Below are 16,720 nucleotides of genomic sequence, written 5' to 3' on the forward strand. Positions count from 1 at the left end.
TGTTTTTTAGTTTACCCAAATATACCGAGAAAATGATTAAAAAGTTCAAATTCAGTGGTTTTCATTTATATTTTGTTTAACTATAATATTTTTATTTTAAACAAAACTAAACGTAATTTTGCTATAAAATTTAGAAATATGAAAATATACACCTTACATACACGGCAACGGCTTCCCATAAGCCTGGAAAAAGCCTGGGATTTTTTTTCCAGACCCGCCAATTTAAAGACGATCACTCCGGATTATATGGGTTTTGATATTATCTCTGGTGCAGACCGTCCGATGTATCCGGGACAGATCATCCAGTATACTGTAAGCCCGGTGGCCGGTATTAAGACAAGGTGGGTAACCGAAATCACTCATGTCAGGGATAAGGCTTATTTTGTGGATGAGCAGCGATTTGGTCCTTATGCCCTTTGGCACCACAAACATTTTCTGAAAGAAATTCCGGGAGGTGTGGAAATGGAAGATATCGTAGACTATAAATTACCCTTCGGCCTTCTGGGACAGTGGATTCATCCTATCCTTATAGCTCCCAAACTAAAAGAGATCTTTGCTTACCGGCAAAAGAAGCTTGTGGAACTCTTTGGGGAGTTTAATAAGGTGAAAACCCAGAATTCAAAATATAAACAGGACCAACTCAATTAAAATAAAAACGATGAAAAGAAATATTTTACTTATTGGAGGTTCAAGCGGAATTGGCCTGGAAATCGCCAATGAGCTCTGGGAAAATAATAATGTCATTGTAGCTTCAAGAAATAGAGGTGGCTTAAATGAGCAAATTGAACACTTAACCTTTGATGTCTTGAAGGATAATTTAGAAGATTTTGACCTGCCCCAGGCTATTGATGGTTTTGTATATTGTCCGGGAAGCATTAATCTAAAGCCTTTCAAGATGCTCAAACCAAAGGATTTTGAGGAAGAAATGAACCTTAATTTCTTTGGCCTGGTAAAAGTGGTTCAGGCCATCATGCCAAAATTAAAAAACGCTGATAATCCAAGTCTGGTATTTTTCAGCAGTGTGGCAGTTAAACTTGGAATGCCTTATCATACCAGTGTTTCCGCTGCGAAGGGTGCTATCGAAGGTTTTGCAAAATCATTGGCAGCCGAATTTGCCCCTAAAATACGCGTGAATGTCATTGCTCCTTCCTTAACCGAGACTCCGCTTGCAGAGAAGCTCATCGCCAATGAAGCCAAAAAGGCTAAGATGGTCCAGAGGCATCCTTTAAAAAGGATTGGGAACACAAAGGATATCGCTCATGCAGCCACTTTTTTATTAAGCGAAGAAAACAGCTGGATTACCGGGCAAATCATCGGTATAGACGGTGGACTCTCAACATTAAACATTTCCTAGATGCAAAAAAAAGTAAATGTTTTTTGGTTTCGGCGTGATCTCAGGCTCGATGACAATGTGGGTTTTCTCCAAGCCCTTAGCGGTGAGCACCCTGTTTTACCTGTATTTATTTTTGATAGGGATATCCTGGATCAATTGCCTTCTAATGATGCCAGGGTGAGTTTTATTTATGACCAACTACAGCAAATGCGGCAAGAATTACAGCAGCAGCATAGCAGCTCCATTGCCATCTACCACGGGAAACCAAAGGAAATCTTCCAGCAGTTGATAGACCAATATGATATTGCCGCAGTATTTACTAACCACGATTACGAGCCCTATGCCCGGGAAAGGGATATGGAAATAGAAAATCTGCTTTCTGAAAATCATATAAGCTTCCGGACTTTTAAGGACCAGGTTATTTTTGAAAAAGATGAAGTGGTCAAAAAAGACGGCGAACCTTACCTGGTCTACACTCCCTATATGAAAGTTTGGAAGGCTAAATTGAGTTCCCTCGATTTAAAAATTCATACCACGAGTCAATCCCTGGATAATTTAATCCAAGATCGACGCTTACCGGTTTTGACTTTGGGTGATATGGGCTTTAAAGCTTCAAAAATAAAAGTGCCGGACTATAAGGTGAGCCCATCTTTTATTGAGCAATACGAAAAAACCAGGGATTATCCTGGAGTGCAGGGTACTTCCCGACTTGGGCCTCATCTTCGTTTTGGAACGGTTAGCCCCAGGAAAATGGTAAAAAAGGCAGCGGCGCAGAACAATAAAACATTTCTGGAAGAACTGATATGGCGGGAATTCTTTATGCAGATTCTTTACCACCATCCTCATACACAAACCTACTCCTTTAAAAAGAAATATGACCGAATTCAATGGCGCAATAAGGAGGAAGAATTTCAGAAGTGGAAATCAGGAAAGACAGGTTTCCCTTTGGTGGACGCTGGAATGCGACAATTAAATGAAACCGGATTTATGCATAATCGAGTAAGAATGTTAGTGGGAAGTTTCCTTTGCAAACACCTGCTTATTGACTGGCGTTGGGGTGAAGCCTATTTTGCGGAAAAATTACTGGATTATGAAATGGCCTCCAACCTGGGTAACTGGCAGTGGGTAGCCGGAAGTGGGGTGGATGCTGCGCCGTATTTTCGCATATTCAACCCTACCACTCAACTTGACAAATTTGATAAGGACAAAAAATTTATAAAAAAATGGATCCAGGAATACGGCACTAAAGACTACCCCGATCCTATGGTCGATCATAAAAAAGCAAGGGAACGTGCACTGGCTGCCTATAAAAAAGCCCTGGATAATTAATATTTATACATCCTGCGTGCCTTTTCAAGATCTTCCGGAGTATCGATTCCTATGGTCCTATGAGTAGTTTCAAGCATTTTAATGTTTTTACCGTATTCAAGATAACGGATCGCTTCAATCTTTTCAGCAGCTTCCAGGGGTAACATAGGAAAATTGTAGAAATCGATCAGGGCTTGCTTTCGGAAGGCGTAAATGCCAATATGCTTAAAATAGGTAACCCTGGCGTTGGTGTTACGGGGATAGGGAACAGGAAACCTTGAAAAATAAAGTGCAAAATCATTTTTATTGGTTATTACCTTTACGTTGTTTGGATCAGTGATCTCCTGGCTTTCGGACATGGCTGTTTTTAAGGAGGCCAGGTCAATAATTCCGGCTTCATCTTCCCGAAAAACATTTAAAAGCTTTACCAGACTTTCTTTATCGATGAAAGGTTCGTCACCCTGGACATTGACCACAATGTCCACATCCATATCCATGACTGCTTCAGCGATACGATCGCTCCCACACTGATGCTCTTTTTTGCTTTTAATTGCCTTTCCTCCGAAAGAGGTTATTTCTGCAAAGATTGCATCGCTATCGGTCACTACATAAACCTGTTCAAACAAATTCGTGTTTAGCGCCGCTTCATAGGTTCTTCTTATTACAGTTTTACCGGACAGGTCCTCCATGAGTTTTCCTGGAAAACGGGAAGCCTCATAACGGGCAGGGACCATGGCTATTATTCTAAGGGGATTGTTCACGTTTGAGTATTTTTAAGTTTCAGTAAAAAAATCATCTTTAAAACCGATAAGATACAATTTATCAGTGGCCCGCGTTACGGCGGTGTAAAGCCATCTCAGATATTCCTTCCCCACCCCTTCGGGCAGGTAAGGCTGTTCAATAAAAATGGTATGCCATTGGCCACCCTGGGATTTATGACAGGTCATTGCGTAAGAAAACTTGATCTGCAGGGCATTAAAGAACTTATTGTTTTTGACTTTCATAAATTTCTTATACTTGGAAGTTTCATCTGCATAATCCTTCATCACTTCCTGATAAAGCTGGTTAGACTGCTCGTAGGTAAGCGAAGGAGAATTACTTGTCAAGGTATCCAGCATCACCACCGTCTCAAAAGGTCGCATATTGGGGTAATCGACCATTTGGACCCTTACCTCTGCAAAACGAAAGCCATAGAGTTCCTTTATGCTGAAGATCTCGAGTACTTTTACGATATCCCCATTGGCAATGAAACCGGCCTCTGAGCTGGGTTTTATCCAGAAATAGTTATTCTTGACCACCATGAGGTAATCCCCGGCCGAAATCTCCTCTTCCTGGAAGAGAATACGAGACCTTATTTGCTCATTATAAAGATTTGCCCTTTTGTTAGATCGAACGATAATACTGGTTTCCTCATGCCCTAAATTGGAATAAGAGGCTTCAATGGCATCCATAATTTCGTATCCATCCTGAAGTCTTACTACATCGCGCTTTGAGCCAAGCTGAAATTTAAAACTTTCATAGAAACCATCCTGCAAGCATTCCCTGATCCGGGTGGCGTTGAGAAGAATATCGCTTTCTTCCGCCTGGCGCACCACTTCATCGAGTTCAATATGCTTGACTTCCTTATTATAGGCAAACTGAAGTTTCTCCGCTTCAAGAGCAGGGCTTATTTCCATCTTAACCGGTGGCAGTTGCGCGGTATCACCAATGAGGATTAACTGGCAGTTATGGCCCGAATATACATAAGTGATGAGATCATCCAGAAGGCTACCGTTTTCCATAAGCTTGGATTCAGCGGGAGTGTCAGAGATCATCGAGGCCTCGTCAACAATAAAAATGCTGTTCTTATGCTTATTGGGCTGCAGCACGAATTGCACACCCGACCCTCTTGATTTTTTTGGAAAATAAATTTTCTTATGGATGGTAAAGGCTTCTTTTTTGGAATAATTAGCAATCACCTTGGCAGCCCTTCCTGTAGGTGCCATCAGAATTCCCGATTTTTTAATCTTCCAAAGATTTTTGACCAGGGTACTTATAATAGTGGTTTTACCCGTTCCAGCGAAGCCTTTTAGTATGAAAATCGATTCCCTGGAATTGGCATTAACATAGTCTGCAAGCTGTTGCAGGGCGATATCCTGTTTCGCCCTGGCGGGAAAACCCAGATCGTCTAAAAGAAGCTTATAAAAACCAGCCGAAGTGAGTTCTTTCATAGGAAATTGTCAAAATTCAAAGATAGGAATGGATTTTTAGGGAAGAAACTTTTACGAATAAAAAAAAATTGTAGATTTGTCGTGAAACACTAATATTATCTTAAAAATTACGAAAGCATGAGACTTGCAATTCAATTACTTCTTTGGGTGGTGATCATTGGTCTGGCCTACCTTACATTTGATGCGGTTTACCAACCAATTCAGTTCAACAAGGTTAAACAAAAACGCTACGCCAAAGTAATTGAAAATCTAAAGGATATCCGTGAGGCAGAAATTGCCCATAAGGATGTAACCGGACAATTTCAGGGAGATTTTGATAAATTGGTACAATTCCTTGATACCGCCGAATTCGCTATTACCCAAAGAAGGGATACTACCGTATTAGACGAGGAGTACAAAAGAATTTATGGAGTAGATCAATATCTCGAGAAAGTGCTTATTGATACGTTAGGATTTGTTTCTGTAAAAGATTCTTTATTCCAGGGAGACCGAGAGCGCTATACCAATATGATCAATGTGCCAATAGAAGGTGTAGATGCGCAATTTGAACTTGAGGCCGGAACCATGAAAAAAGGTGACAGAGATATTCCTGTCTTTGAAGCCAAGGTTGCTAAAAGTGTAGTCCTTGCAGACCAGGACAGAGAACTTGTTCTCCAGGAGAACGAAATACAATCGGTAGACGATGTGAACGGCCGTTACATCAGGGTGGGCTCTATGGAAGAGATCATAACCACTGGAAACTGGCCAAAAATATATGGTGACGAATAAACGAACTCCAACAAATTTAAAACTGTCCATTCAGGTTAGCCTGAATGGACTTTCTTTTTGTATCCTGGATACTAAAGGAGAAGAATTCATCTTTTTTAAAAAGCTAAGGTTTGACCGGCAACTGGACCCGGTAAGAATTCTTCAAAAGATTGAAGGGGAATATAAAAATGAAAAAGCGCTTCAACTAGAGATAGGGGAAATTAATCTAGTCTTTGAAAATCCCCTATATACCCTTGTTCCCTCAGACTTATTTGTTGAAGACCAAGCATCGAATTACCTTAAATTCAATGCCAGGATCCTTAAGACTGATTTCATAGCCCATGATGAAATATCCGCCGCCAGGGCTACTTGCGTTTACATACCTTATGCCAATATTATAAATTATTTCTTTGACAAATACGGCGAGTTCGAATACAATCACAGCATATCGGTTTTACTGGAAAATTTACTAAAAAAAGAAAGTAGCTCTACCCCTGGTCTTTACCTTAACAATAAATCGGGCAGTTATGATCTGGTAGTACTGGAAGATGGTAAGTTGATCTTCTGTAACAGCTTTCAGTATGAGACTCCCGAGGACTTTCTTTATTACCTGCTTTTTACCGCAGAGCAGTTAAACCTTGATCCTGAAAAATTTGAGCTCCAGGTCTTTGGTGATATTTCCCAGGACTCTGACCACTATCAACTCGCTTACGCCTACATTAAAAATATCAGTCTTTTAGAAAGCAACACGGATAAAACATTTACCAATCCTGAAGAAAAGCACCAGGCTCGAGGTGAGTTTGTTCTTTTAAATTCATTTTAATGCGAATCATTTCTGGAAAAAACAAAGGGAAACGATTAATAGCTCCCAAAAAATTACCCGTACGGCCCACTACAGATATGGCCAAAGAGGCCTTATTTAATATTTTGAATAATCGCTATCATTTCAATGGGCTACAGATTCTGGACCTCTTTTCGGGAACCGGAAATATCGCCTATGAATTTTCTTCCCGGGGGGCTTCCCCGATCACCGCTGTAGACGAGAATTTTGACTGCGTAAAATTTATAAAAAAGACCGCCACTGAACTCGATATGAATATTGAGGTAATAAAAAGTGATGTTTATAAATATCTTGAAAAAGCTCCGGTCAAAGCAGACATTATCTTTGCTGATCCCCCCTACGATTTTGATCAGGAAGCCTTTCAAAATATTGTCACTCTTGTTTTTGAAAAAGATCTTCTCCGCCAGGGCGGAGTTCTTATTCTTGAGCACTCAAAACATACAGATCTTTCCCCCTTGGAACATTTCGATGAATCGCGAAAATACGGTAGTTCGGTTTTTAGTTTCTTTCCGGGGTAATCTGGGTTATGGAAACTTTGCTTAATACTATTGCGCTAGAAGACCGCGCCTTTTGCAAAACCAACATCCCACTCCCCAAAAATATTAATGGAAGAAGCCATCATCTGGTCAAAAGCTTAATGGATAAAAATTAAAGCAGGCCTGTAAGCCGGATTCTGTTAAGTCTGGAAAATCCAGACTTCCCTTATCATTTATCTGAAGTTTTTGTTACCAAAAACCTTTAGCTGCCTACCCTCCGGCAACAGACGGGCCGTCTGCAAGCACCGGTTTACATGGCATTGCACCGCATAGAGTTTACCTGATTTCACTACAGCATTACCTGTACATCCTTTCTGTTGCACTGGTCCTGATCTCCATCCCGCCTCGATTGTTACCGAAACCGGGAGAAAACCGGTGGGCGTTACCCACTATGCTGCCCTGTGGTGTCCGGACTTTCCTCCATCTCTCGAAAGAGACAGCGATAAGGCGGCCTGCTTTAAGCTGCAAAGGTAATTCAAAAATTCTTTGCCTCTATCACCCAAAACCTTTATTCATTTTTTATGCCAGAAATTCAAAAATATAGGCCGATGTTTTTAGGACTTAAGCCGGCTATTTTTATATTTGTTGTTCAAATAAATTCGATGGAGCATTTTATAGTATCGGCAAGAAAATACAGACCACAAAGCTTTAGGGATGTGGTGGGCCAGCAGGCTATTACCAATACTTTAAAAAATGCCATTGAAAATAATCATCTTGCTCAGGCTTTACTTTTTACAGGGCCTCGAGGCGTGGGAAAAACCACCTGTGCCCGGATCCTGTCCAAGATGATCAATCAGGATGAAACCCAAAGTCCCGATGAAGATTTTGCCTTCAATATTTTTGAGCTTGATGCGGCCTCTAATAACTCCGTGGACGATATTCGTAATCTTATTGACCAGGTTCGTATCCCACCGCAGGTTGGACAATATAAAGTGTACATTATCGACGAGGTTCATATGCTTTCCCAATCCGCCTTCAACGCTTTTTTAAAGACCCTGGAGGAGCCGCCAAAGCATGCCATCTTTATTCTTGCTACCACTGAAAAACACAAAATAATCCCGACCATATTATCGCGGTGTCAAATCTTCGATTTTAAACGCATCAGCGTGACCGATGCCAAAAATTACCTGGCTTATATCGCAGAACAGGAAGGGGTAAATGCTGAAGAGGATGCCTTGCACATCATCGCACAAAAAGCCGATGGTGCCATGCGGGATGCACTTTCAATATATGACCGTGTCGTGAGTTTTAGCGGAAAGGATCTAACCCGGCAGGCCGTAACTGAAAACCTGAATGTTTTAGATTATGACACCTATATGAAGGTGACCGATCTCATCCTTGAAAATGATATTCCAGGACTGCTAATAACCTACAACGACATCCTATCGAGTGGTTTTGATGGCCATCACTTTATTATGGGGCTAGCTTCTCATTTCAGAAACCTTCTGGTTTGTAAAGATCAGAAAACCATACAATTGCTGGAAGTTGGTGAACAAACCAAAACCCGTTATTTCGAGCAGGCTAATAAAACCAGTCATCCTTTTCTCATCCAGGCTATAGATCTTGCAAATGATTGCGATTTAAAATATAAGAATAGTCAGAACCAGCGGTTGCTTGTGGAACTTTGCCTTATGCAACTAGCCTCTATCACTTTTGATGGAGAAAAAAAAAAGTTTGATCAGCCAATAATTCCGGCTTCATACTATGAAAAAGCTCCCGTAAAGCTTTCCTCAGAAGAAAAAAAGGTAGTTAGTGAAAATGAGCATCAGGAGCAGGCTCCAACCCCACCGCAAGAATCTCAGCTGCCGTCTAAACTTGCTAACAAGGATGGCATCGACGGACATTGTGTAATCGACAGCAATAAAAAATATTATTCTGATGAAATTCCTGCAGCAGGACTTTCCAAGGACCAGCAGTCAGATAATTCAGCGGAAGTTTCCCCAGAATCAGAACCTCATAATGAACCGGGTAAGGGCCAAGAACCTACACTTAAAGAAAAGCCAGAATTAAATAATGATGGATTACGTAAGACAAAAGTTTCCGGACTTTCTTTAAAGAGTATAAGGAAGAAAAAGGAACTTGAAGCCAAACATCAGGAAAATGCCCCTAAGGAAACCGAAAAGTTAACCCAGGAGTTTAATGAAACCCAGTTACATGCAGCCTGGGATGAATACGTCCACCGTCTCAAACAGCGTGGAGAAAAAATTCTTGCTTCTATTCTTGAGACCGATCTTCCTAGCCTGGACGGCCTGGATATCATTCTTGAGATGCCTAATGAAACCATGAAGCTCGACCTTGAAAAGGAGAAAAATAAATTAATGGGATTTTTGAAAAAGAAACTCCAGAATACTCAAATCAATCTTCTGATTAAGGTTAACGAAACAAAAGCCAAAACCTTTGCTTTTACGCCTATGGAAAAATATAATAAGCTAAAGGAAAAAAACCCGCTTCTTGATAAATTAAGAAGCACCTTTGATTTAGACGTATAGTTATGTTAGGATTAAAATTACCCACGGACCCGCGATGGGCAAATATCGCGGAAAAAAATATCGAAGAGATTCTTGTGGATCATGCCTATTGCGAACAAAAAGCAGCCTCGACAGCAATATCCCTGATTGTAACCTTTCCCGAACACCCGGAACTTGTTAATGAAATGACAGCTCTTGCCCGCGAAGAAATGGGCCACTTCAAGATGGTGCATGATAAACTTCAGCAACGCGGCCTGAAACTTGGTTGGGAACGTAAAGATCTATATGTAATTAAACTGCGAAATTTCTTTCCAAAGGGAGGCAGCAGAAGCACTCAACTTGTACATCGTCTGCTAATCGCTGGTCTTATTGAGGCCAGAAGTTGTGAGCGATTCAGATTACTTTCTGAAAAACTGGAGGATAAAGAATTAGCAGAATTCTATCGCAATCTTATGGTCAGTGAAGCCAATCATTATACCATGTTCCTCAGATTCGCCCGGCAATACGGAGAAGACAGGAAAGAGGTGGATAAAAAATGGCAGGATTTACTCGATTATGAAGCCCAGATAATGAAAGACCTGGGTAAAGATGAGACTATTCACGGTTAATTGCGTTTATCATCCCGGTATAAAGATTTTATAATTCCATCGGCCAAACCTATTTTCGGTACATATATTTGACTGGCCCTGGCCCATTTCATAGCATTTAAATATATCCTGGCTGCCGGAATAATAACGTCGGCCCGGTCATTTTTAAGATTTAGTTCGGTGATGCGCTCCTCGTATGTATAAGAATTAAGCATTTCATTATACTTCTTCAAATAAGAAAGACTCAGTGGTTTGCCTTCTTTTTTCCCGCTGGTTTTAAAAATGTTGTTAATATTTCCTCCTGAACCTATCAGGTCAATATCATCGTATTTGGCAGTGTTTTGTTTAACCCAATCTTCCATCTCACTCCAGGTTTGATGTTCCACCAGGTCTTTAAGCAATCTCACCGTTCCTACCTTAAAGGACTTCGCCGCAATCCTTTTCCCATTACTGTATAAGGTATATTCTGTACTGCCACCTCCAACGTCTACATAGAGATAATTCTTATTGTTTTGGATCAAATTATGAAGATCGGTTGCCGCAATAATCGCTGCTTCATGATTTCCATCAATGATCTCGATATCCAGGCCTGACCTTTCTTTTATAATATCAACAACCTCACTCCCATTCTTAGCTTCCCTCATCGCTGAAGTCGCAAAGGCTTTATACTTCTCTACTCCATGGGATTTCATCAATAATTTAAATGCCTGCATGGTATCTTCCATCCTGCTTATATTGGATTCAGATATATTCTGGCTGACAAATACATCGCCTCCTAAACGAATAGGGACCCTGACCAGGGAAGTTTTCCTAAAACTAGTTTCCTTTCCTTCTTTTTCTGTTATGGTTGAAACCAATAACCTCACAGCATTAGAACCAATATCTATGGCGGCGTAATTTTTCTGAGTGATCATGAGTCTGGGTTTTGTGTTTTTCTTAAGTAATAATCATATAAAGCAAATTGAGATCTCAACGGCGGTTTATCATTTTTGCGATAAGAATTATCCTGATCCTGGGAATGAACACGGGCCTTTACATTATCCTGCCAACTAATATCAAAGGTTTCCATTATTTCCTTTCTGATATCCAAATCGTAAACTGGACAGGAGATCTCTACACGATTGTCCAGATTTCGGGTCATAAAATCGGCTGATGAAAGATAAACCCTTGGATCCCCGTCATTTTCAAAAATAAAAACCCTGGGATGTTCAAGGAATTTATCTACAATACTTATCGCCTCAATATTCTCACTTAAGCCCTCAACTCCAGGAATAAGACAGCAAATTCCTCTTACAATGAGTTTGATCTTGACCCCAGCCTGACTGGCTTCATAGAGCTTGTTAATCATTGGATAGTCTGAGAGGCTGTTTAATTTGAGTTTTATCTCCGCTTTCTTACCCTTTTGGGCATTTTCGATTTCGGTATGAATAAATTTAACCAGGGCTGTCCTGGTATAATGAGGTGAAATGATTAGATGCTTATATTTACTCACCTTATAGTTGATCTCGAAAAAATCAAAAACTTTATTGACCTCCTTGAGGATCTCGGGATGAGCCGTGAATAAAGTATAATCTGTATACAATCGAGAGGTAGATTCGTTAAAATTCCCGGTACTGATAAACCCATAGCGTTTCAGCTTTCCTTCTTCCTCCCTTTCTATTATACAGGTTTTACAATGCACTTTTAAGCCGGGAACCCCAAAGATCAAATTCACCCCTTCCTGTTGCATCTGTTCCGCATAGCGAATGTTTGCAACTTCATCGAATCTCGCTCTGAGCTCAATCTGAACAGTCACCTTCTTTCCGTTTTTTACCGCATTGATCAGGGAACTGGCAATATGGGAGATCTTCGCTAGCCGGTAAATGGTGATTTTTATTGTTTTCACCTTTGGATCAAGCGCTGCTTCCCGAAGGAATTTCACAGTATAAGCAAAGCTTTGATAAGGGGTATAGAGAAGAAAATCCTTCTTTGCTATCCCACTAAAAAGACTGGTTTGTAAAAAGAGACCAGGAATAGGTAAAGGATCGATTGTTTCATATAATAGATCATTTCTTCCGAGGCTCGGAAAATTCATATAATCCCTCCTGTTATGATACCTTCCCCCTGGAATTATACTATCCGAAGCATCAATACCCATTTTATTGAGAAGATAAGTAAGGGTATCTTCAGCAATATTCATATCATAAACAAAGCGTACAGGTTCACCCTTAATCCGGTCCTTAACGCTACTGGAAATCTTTTCTATAAAACTCTTACTAAGGTCACTATCAATATCCAGTTCAGCATCGCGGGTAATCTTGATCATATGGGCGGAGATGCTTTCATAATCAAAGATATTGAAAATGGTATTTAAATTGAACCTTATGAGATCATCGAGTAAAATAATATATTGCTTTCCATTTTCTTCCGGAAGTACCACAAAACGTTCTATACTCCTGGGAATTTCGATGAGCACATATTTTTTTTCCTGTACGGGCTGATCCAGCAGTTGTGATATTTTACCAGGGGCTTTTTCCTGCTTCATTACCATCTTTACGGCAAGATAAGCAGCACTATCTTTAAGACTTGGAATTTCAGGAAGATCATTGAGAATAATAGTCACCAGGGCCGGGCTTACCTTGGAAAGAAAAAAGTCCTTCAGAAATTTCTGTTGAGACTGGGTAACCTGTTTCTCATTGATAATATATATATTATGAGCTTTCAGCTGATGTTGAATATCGGCTAGTATCTCCAGGCTTTCCGCCTGTTGCTTTATTACTATTTGGGTGATTTTTTCCAGAAGTTTACTGGCCTTAATACCCCCTAATACACTTTTTCCTGCCTTTCCAGCAAGATCAATTCGCTTTACCGTTGCATATCTGACCTTAAAGAATTCATCAAGATTATTAGAGAATATCCCTAAAAAACGCAAGCGTTCTATCAAGGGAACGGTTTCATCCTCAGCCTCCTGAAGCACCCTCGCATTGAATTGTAGCCAGCTGAGTTCCCGGTTTATATATTTATATTGTGGCATAGATTAGCGTAATTCCTTAGGAAGTAAAGTTAACAAGGTTTTACCTTTCTTAATTTCACTCCAGGAATCTACTTCAAAATCTATTACGCAAAGACCCGTAGTAGGTAAATTGTCAAGGCTTTTGTCACCAAGCTGGTTTACCAACACCGTCATCGCCGCGTTATGTCCAAAGACTACCAATTTATCTATACTGTCGTCACAGGATTTAATAATTCTGAGCAAATCCTCTTCATCAAAAGTATATAAGGATTCTTTTACCTTGAAATTTTGATCAGGCACAGAAAGCTTTTCCTTAAACATCTTTGCGGTTTCCAAAGCTCTTACGGCCGGACTGCTCCAGAACATGGCATCGGGTGTATAGAATTCTTTATAAGTACTACTTACCACATCACCATCGCGATAGGCACGTTTCTTTAAAGGTCTCTTATCATCCGGAACATCGTGCTTCCAGGAAGATTTTCCATGTCGAACTAAAGTTAGTCTTTTCATAATTATGGTGCTACACGTTTAATTTTCCAATCTCCATTAATAGTTTTTTCATATTGAACCCGGTCATGGAGGCGGTTTCGTCGTCCTTGCCAGAATTCAAAATGAAAGGGCTCTACCCGGTATCCACCCCAGTGGCCAGGTCTTGGAATTTCTCCTCCATCAAATTTCTCTTCCAGTTTCTTTAATTCATCTATTAAATACTGGTGAGAGGGGATTTCCTGACTTTGCTGGGAAGCCCAGGCTCCCAGTTGACTCCCACGGGGCCTGACATTAAAATATTCATCCGAATCTTCAGCTGAGGTTTTTGTTGCAGTCCCCAGGATGATCACCTGGCGCTCCAAGGCAGGCCAAAAGAAACTTAAACATAAGTTTGGATTAGCGGCCAAATCCTTGCCTTTTACTGAATTATAATTTGTATAAAAAGTAAAGCCTTCCAGACTAAATGATTTTAATAATACTACCCGGGATTTGGGAACCCTATCCTCTCCTACCGTTGCCAGGCTCATTGCATTGGGCTCGGTGATTTCAGGATGATCTTCGGCATCCTTGAACCAGTTAGAAAACAAGGCTAAAGGTTCAGAGGGTAAATTGTCATGCGCCAGTTTATCTTTTTCATAGGATTGGCGATAATGCTTAAGGTCCTTTTGCATAATAAAAGCTTTGCTGCAATTTACAAGTTTTAGCAAGAAGCCGGAAAGATAATATTACAGATCTTTTGCTATTCTGATAAAAATCACCTCAAAATTGCCAGTATACTACTCTCTTAAAATCATTCAAACTAAATATTTTTATTTACCTTCAAAGCGTAGTGATTGCAGGTATCGGTTTTGGACCAATTATAACTTCACGGATCAGGGCTAATATTACAGGTTTTTGCTTATTGTAATTTCCAAAATCAGACAAAGGCTATTTAAAATTCTCAAGAAAAAATACCGGTTTCCCCGTAAATTTTGGCTTCAAATTAAGTTGTTTAACGACTAAATTCTGCCTTACATCTAAAAAAAACGAAATTCCTTTTTTCCAGGAGATTTTACTATAATTTTACAGAAGAATTGATAGACAAAAAAGATTAATCCCCATTAATCTATAGGTAAAACCCCCTAATTTTACCGTTTATCTTTTCTAATTAAATCCCCCAAGATTTAAATTTTGTTTTCCCCAAAGAAAACCCGAATGATTTGCCCTACCAATCATTTTAGACCTACACCTACTTAATAATTGAGTTTGTTCTGTGAAAAGAACATTACAACTGATTGATTAAACTTAATTCTAAACATGTCTAATATGATTTGGAAAACTACTCTTGTTTTTTGGGTTACATTTTTTTGGGTGGGCAGTGCCCTTGCACAGTTCTCCCCTTCACAACCCGATCTTAGGGATTGTACCGGTTGGAATTGTACTTCCAATAATTTCACGCTCGACCAGGTTTATATCACCCTGGAAGATGGTGATGGCAATCCACTAACCGACCAAGCCTGTAATATTGGTGACCAGGAAGGAGTTTACGTTATGCTAAACTACACTTCCAATGCTAATAACACTGTCAATAATGCCAGAATTTTCGCTGATTTAAGTGTGGATGGAAATCTTATTCCATTAAACATCTATATTGGTGAAATTAGCGGTAGCTCTTCTGGTCAGCAGCAAATATATGGGCCATTTACCTGGACTTGTGGACAGGAACTAATTCTTGAAAATATTCTCGCTGTTTGGCGTACGGGTGGGGGGTCTGCAGAACTCCTTGAATACGATTGCAGTGATTATAATAATGCACAATGTGAATTTCCAGCAGACACTGTTATTGGAGCACCTTTAGCTGTAGAATTTGATTACACAGCCTGTACTTATGATGGAGTGACCACAGTAAATTATAACTCTACGACTACAGGAGGGATTCCCCCATATACATACCAATGGGATTTTGAGAATGATGGAACAATAGATTCAGTAGAAGAAAGTCCTACACATGCCTTCTCTTCCAGCGGAAACACTACAAAACTCATTATAACTGATAGCCAAAACCTGGTAAGTCAGTATGAACTCCTTATTGAAAATCCAACAGAATTAACTGCGGATGCAGTTGTAACGCAAATTAGCTGTTCTGAGAATAATACTATAAATGATGGTGCCATAAGTCTTTCTGTATCGGGAGGCACTGGCAGTTACAACTATTCCTGGAGCGGACCTGCAGGTTATACCTCCAACCAGCAAAATATTGAAAACCTTGTTGCAGGAACCTATATTGTTGAAATAACAGATAGTGTTGGATGTATAAAAAGTTATGAATTCCAAATTAATGAGCCAGTTGCACCTATAGGCCAGATTACGGGGAACCAGGAACTGACCTGTGATACTACTTCTATTACGTTAGATGCTTCCGGATCTACTGTAGCTGGTACTGCATCTTATCTATGGAATTCAGGTGAGACTACAGCAACTCTAGAGGTTAGCGAACCTGGAACTTATACTGTAACGGTAACAGACACCGAGAATGGGTGTTCAGATACTGCACAGGTAACGGTAGAACAAAATATCGAAGCAGTAGATGCTCAGATTACCGGGAACCAGGAACTGACCTGTGATACCACTTCTATAACGTTAGATGCTTCCGGATCTACTGTAGCTGGGACTGCATCTTATCTATGGGATTCAGGTGAGACTACAGCAACTCTAGAGGTTAGCGAACCTGGAACATATACTGTAACGGTAACGGACACCGAGAATGGTTGTTCAGATACTGCACAGGTAACGGTAGAACAAAATATCGAAGCAGTAGATGCTCAGATTACCGGGAACCAGGAACTGACCTGTGATACTACTTCCATAACTTTAGATGCTTCCGGATCTACTGTAGCTGGGACTGCATCTTATCTATGGGATTCAGGTGAGACTACAACAACTCTAGAGGTTAGCGAACCTGGAACATATACTGTAACGGTAACGGACACCGAGAATGGTTGTTCAAATGAGGCCCAGGTAACGGTAACGGAAGATGTGACTCCAGTAGTCGCTCAGATTACCGGGAACCAGGAGCTGACCTGTGATACTACTTCCATAACTTTAGATGCTTCTGGATCTACATTCCAGGGCACCGCTTCTTACCTGTGGAATACAGGAGAGACTACCGCAAGTATTGACGTGAGCGAAGCAGGAGATTATTCGGTGATTGTAACCGATAGTGATAACGG

The 16,720-nt window shown here is 40.3% G+C and carries 15 protein-coding genes and 1 other RNA gene; 9 read left to right on the forward strand and 7 right to left on the reverse strand.

All coding sequences use genetic code 11. From position 1 onward, the window contains the following. Positions 1 to 138 precede the first annotated feature (138 nt). Genes ACW6NC_RS04985 through ACW6NC_RS04995 form a run of 3 tightly spaced genes read left to right on the forward strand, consistent with a single transcriptional unit; the run spans position 139 to position 2,662 of the window. Positions 139 to 648 (forward strand): SRPBCC family protein, encoded by a 510-nt coding sequence (locus ACW6NC_RS04985; RefSeq protein WP_457864034.1) that lies wholly within the window; start codon positions 139 to 141, stop codon positions 646 to 648. 10 nt (positions 649 to 658) lie between these two features. After that, positions 659 to 1,354, forward strand: coding sequence for an SDR family NAD(P)-dependent oxidoreductase (locus tag ACW6NC_RS04990; RefSeq protein WP_457864036.1), 696 nt, complete (start codon positions 659 to 661; stop codon positions 1,352 to 1,354). Then, positions 1,355 to 2,662, forward strand: coding sequence for a cryptochrome/photolyase family protein (locus ACW6NC_RS04995; RefSeq protein WP_457864038.1), 1,308 nt, complete (start codon positions 1,355 to 1,357; stop codon positions 2,660 to 2,662). On the opposite strand, the gene kdsB is transcribed toward ACW6NC_RS04995, so the two are convergent. Then, positions 2,659 to 3,375, reverse strand: coding sequence for a 3-deoxy-manno-octulosonate cytidylyltransferase (kdsB, locus tag ACW6NC_RS05000; protein WP_457864085.1), 717 nt, complete (start codon positions 3,373 to 3,375; stop codon positions 2,659 to 2,661). The two genes, ACW6NC_RS04995 and kdsB, sit on opposite strands and share 4 nt — an antisense overlap. A 39-nt stretch (positions 3,376 to 3,414) precedes the next feature. Continuing rightward, positions 3,415 to 4,851 carry an ATP-dependent DNA helicase gene (locus ACW6NC_RS05005; RefSeq protein WP_457864040.1) on the reverse strand — a complete coding sequence of 479 codons (1,437 nt, stop codon included), beginning with the start codon at positions 4,849 to 4,851 and terminating at the stop codon, positions 3,415 to 3,417. Positions 4,852 to 4,968: 117 nt separating this feature from the next. Between ACW6NC_RS05005 and ACW6NC_RS05010 the strand changes: the two genes are divergently transcribed. Genes ACW6NC_RS05010 through ACW6NC_RS05020 form a run of 3 tightly spaced genes read left to right on the forward strand, consistent with a single transcriptional unit; the run spans position 4,969 to position 6,957 of the window. Beyond that, positions 4,969 to 5,619: a hypothetical protein gene (locus tag ACW6NC_RS05010; RefSeq protein ID WP_457864042.1), complete on the forward strand. Its 651-nt coding sequence runs from the start codon at positions 4,969 to 4,971 to the stop codon at positions 5,617 to 5,619. Next, complete coding sequence (locus ACW6NC_RS05015) at positions 5,606 to 6,421, forward strand: DUF3822 family protein (protein ID WP_457864044.1); 816 nt, start codon at positions 5,606 to 5,608, stop codon at positions 6,419 to 6,421. Before ACW6NC_RS05010 ends, ACW6NC_RS05015 begins: the two co-directional genes overlap by 14 nt. Then, positions 6,421 to 6,957 (forward strand): RsmD family RNA methyltransferase, encoded by a 537-nt coding sequence (locus ACW6NC_RS05020; protein WP_457864046.1) that lies wholly within the window; start codon positions 6,421 to 6,423, stop codon positions 6,955 to 6,957. Before ACW6NC_RS05015 ends, ACW6NC_RS05020 begins: the two co-directional genes overlap by 1 nt. Before the next feature lie 128 nt (positions 6,958 to 7,085). Here the strand turns inward: ACW6NC_RS05020 and rnpB are convergent. Continuing rightward, positions 7,086 to 7,434, reverse strand: an RNA gene (gene rnpB, locus ACW6NC_RS05025) — RNase P RNA component class A. A 143-nt stretch (positions 7,435 to 7,577) separates the two neighbouring features. On the opposite strand from rnpB, the gene ACW6NC_RS05030 reads away from it, so the two are divergent. Further along, positions 7,578 to 9,464 (forward strand): DNA polymerase III subunit gamma/tau, encoded by a 1,887-nt coding sequence (locus tag ACW6NC_RS05030; protein ID WP_457864047.1) that lies wholly within the window; start codon positions 7,578 to 7,580, stop codon positions 9,462 to 9,464. A gap of 2 nt (positions 9,465 to 9,466) precedes the next feature. Continuing rightward, on the forward strand, positions 9,467 to 10,051 hold the full coding sequence (miaE, locus tag ACW6NC_RS05035; protein ID WP_457864049.1) for a tRNA isopentenyl-2-thiomethyl-A-37 hydroxylase MiaE: 585 nt from the start codon (positions 9,467 to 9,469) through the stop codon (positions 10,049 to 10,051). On the opposite strand, the gene ACW6NC_RS05040 is transcribed toward miaE, so the two are convergent. Genes ACW6NC_RS05040 through pdxH form a run of 4 tightly spaced genes read right to left on the reverse strand, consistent with a single transcriptional unit; the run spans position 10,048 to position 14,182 of the window. Further along, positions 10,048 to 10,944: a Ppx/GppA phosphatase family protein gene (locus ACW6NC_RS05040; protein ID WP_457864050.1), complete on the reverse strand. Its 897-nt coding sequence runs from the start codon at positions 10,942 to 10,944 to the stop codon at positions 10,048 to 10,050. The genes miaE and ACW6NC_RS05040 overlap by 4 nt on opposite strands. Next, positions 10,941 to 13,043, reverse strand: a complete 2,103-nt coding sequence (gene ppk1 / locus ACW6NC_RS05045) for a polyphosphate kinase 1 (RefSeq protein WP_457864052.1) — start codon at positions 13,041 to 13,043, stop codon at positions 10,941 to 10,943. The genes ACW6NC_RS05040 and ppk1 overlap by 4 nt, the downstream gene beginning before the upstream one ends. 3 nt (positions 13,044 to 13,046) lie before the next feature. Further along, positions 13,047 to 13,532 carry a SixA phosphatase family protein gene (locus tag ACW6NC_RS05050; RefSeq protein WP_457864055.1) on the reverse strand — a complete coding sequence of 162 codons (486 nt, stop codon included), beginning with the start codon at positions 13,530 to 13,532 and terminating at the stop codon, positions 13,047 to 13,049. 2 nt (positions 13,533 to 13,534) lie between these two features. Beyond that, the gene (gene pdxH, locus ACW6NC_RS05055) at positions 13,535 to 14,182 is read right to left on the reverse strand and encodes a pyridoxamine 5'-phosphate oxidase (RefSeq protein WP_457864057.1); all 648 of its coding nucleotides are present in this window, start codon (positions 14,180 to 14,182) and stop codon (positions 13,535 to 13,537) included. Between the two features lie 634 nt (positions 14,183 to 14,816). Here pdxH and ACW6NC_RS05060 point away from each other — a divergent pair. After that, on the forward strand, positions 14,817 to 16,720 hold a 1,904-nt coding region (locus tag ACW6NC_RS05060; protein WP_457864059.1), incomplete at its 3' end, for a hypothetical protein.

Source organism: Salegentibacter profundi (assembly GCF_054121475.1).

Excerpts from the sequence above, each read along its gene's own strand:
- miaE (WP_457864049.1), top strand. The coding sequence starts at position 9,467 with ATGTTAGGATTAAAATTACCCACGGACCCGCGATGGGCAAATATCGCG.
- ACW6NC_RS05015 (WP_457864044.1), top strand. The coding sequence starts at position 5,606 with ATGGTGACGAATAAACGAACTCCAACAAATTTAAAACTGTCCATTCAG.
- ACW6NC_RS04985 (WP_457864034.1), top strand. The coding sequence starts at position 139 with ATGAAAATATACACCTTACATACACGGCAACGGCTTCCCATAAGCCTG.
- ACW6NC_RS05010 (WP_457864042.1), top strand. The coding sequence starts at position 4,969 with ATGAGACTTGCAATTCAATTACTTCTTTGGGTGGTGATCATTGGTCTG.
- ACW6NC_RS05040 (WP_457864050.1), bottom strand. The coding sequence starts at position 10,944 with ATGATCACTCAGAAAAATTACGCCGCCATAGATATTGGTTCTAATGCT.
- ACW6NC_RS05030 (WP_457864047.1), top strand. The coding sequence starts at position 7,578 with ATGGAGCATTTTATAGTATCGGCAAGAAAATACAGACCACAAAGCTTT.
- ACW6NC_RS05050 (WP_457864055.1), bottom strand. The coding sequence starts at position 13,532 with ATGAAAAGACTAACTTTAGTTCGACATGGAAAATCTTCCTGGAAGCAC.
- ACW6NC_RS04995 (WP_457864038.1), top strand. The coding sequence starts at position 1,355 with ATGCAAAAAAAAGTAAATGTTTTTTGGTTTCGGCGTGATCTCAGGCTC.
- pdxH (WP_457864057.1), bottom strand. The coding sequence starts at position 14,182 with ATGCAAAAGGACCTTAAGCATTATCGCCAATCCTATGAAAAAGATAAA.
- kdsB (WP_457864085.1), bottom strand. The coding sequence starts at position 3,375 with ATGGTCCCTGCCCGTTATGAGGCTTCCCGTTTTCCAGGAAAACTCATG.
- ACW6NC_RS05020 (WP_457864046.1), top strand. The coding sequence starts at position 6,421 with ATGCGAATCATTTCTGGAAAAAACAAAGGGAAACGATTAATAGCTCCC.
- ppk1 (WP_457864052.1), bottom strand. The coding sequence starts at position 13,043 with ATGCCACAATATAAATATATAAACCGGGAACTCAGCTGGCTACAATTC.
- ACW6NC_RS05005 (WP_457864040.1), bottom strand. The coding sequence starts at position 4,851 with ATGAAAGAACTCACTTCGGCTGGTTTTTATAAGCTTCTTTTAGACGAT.
- ACW6NC_RS04990 (WP_457864036.1), top strand. The coding sequence starts at position 659 with ATGAAAAGAAATATTTTACTTATTGGAGGTTCAAGCGGAATTGGCCTG.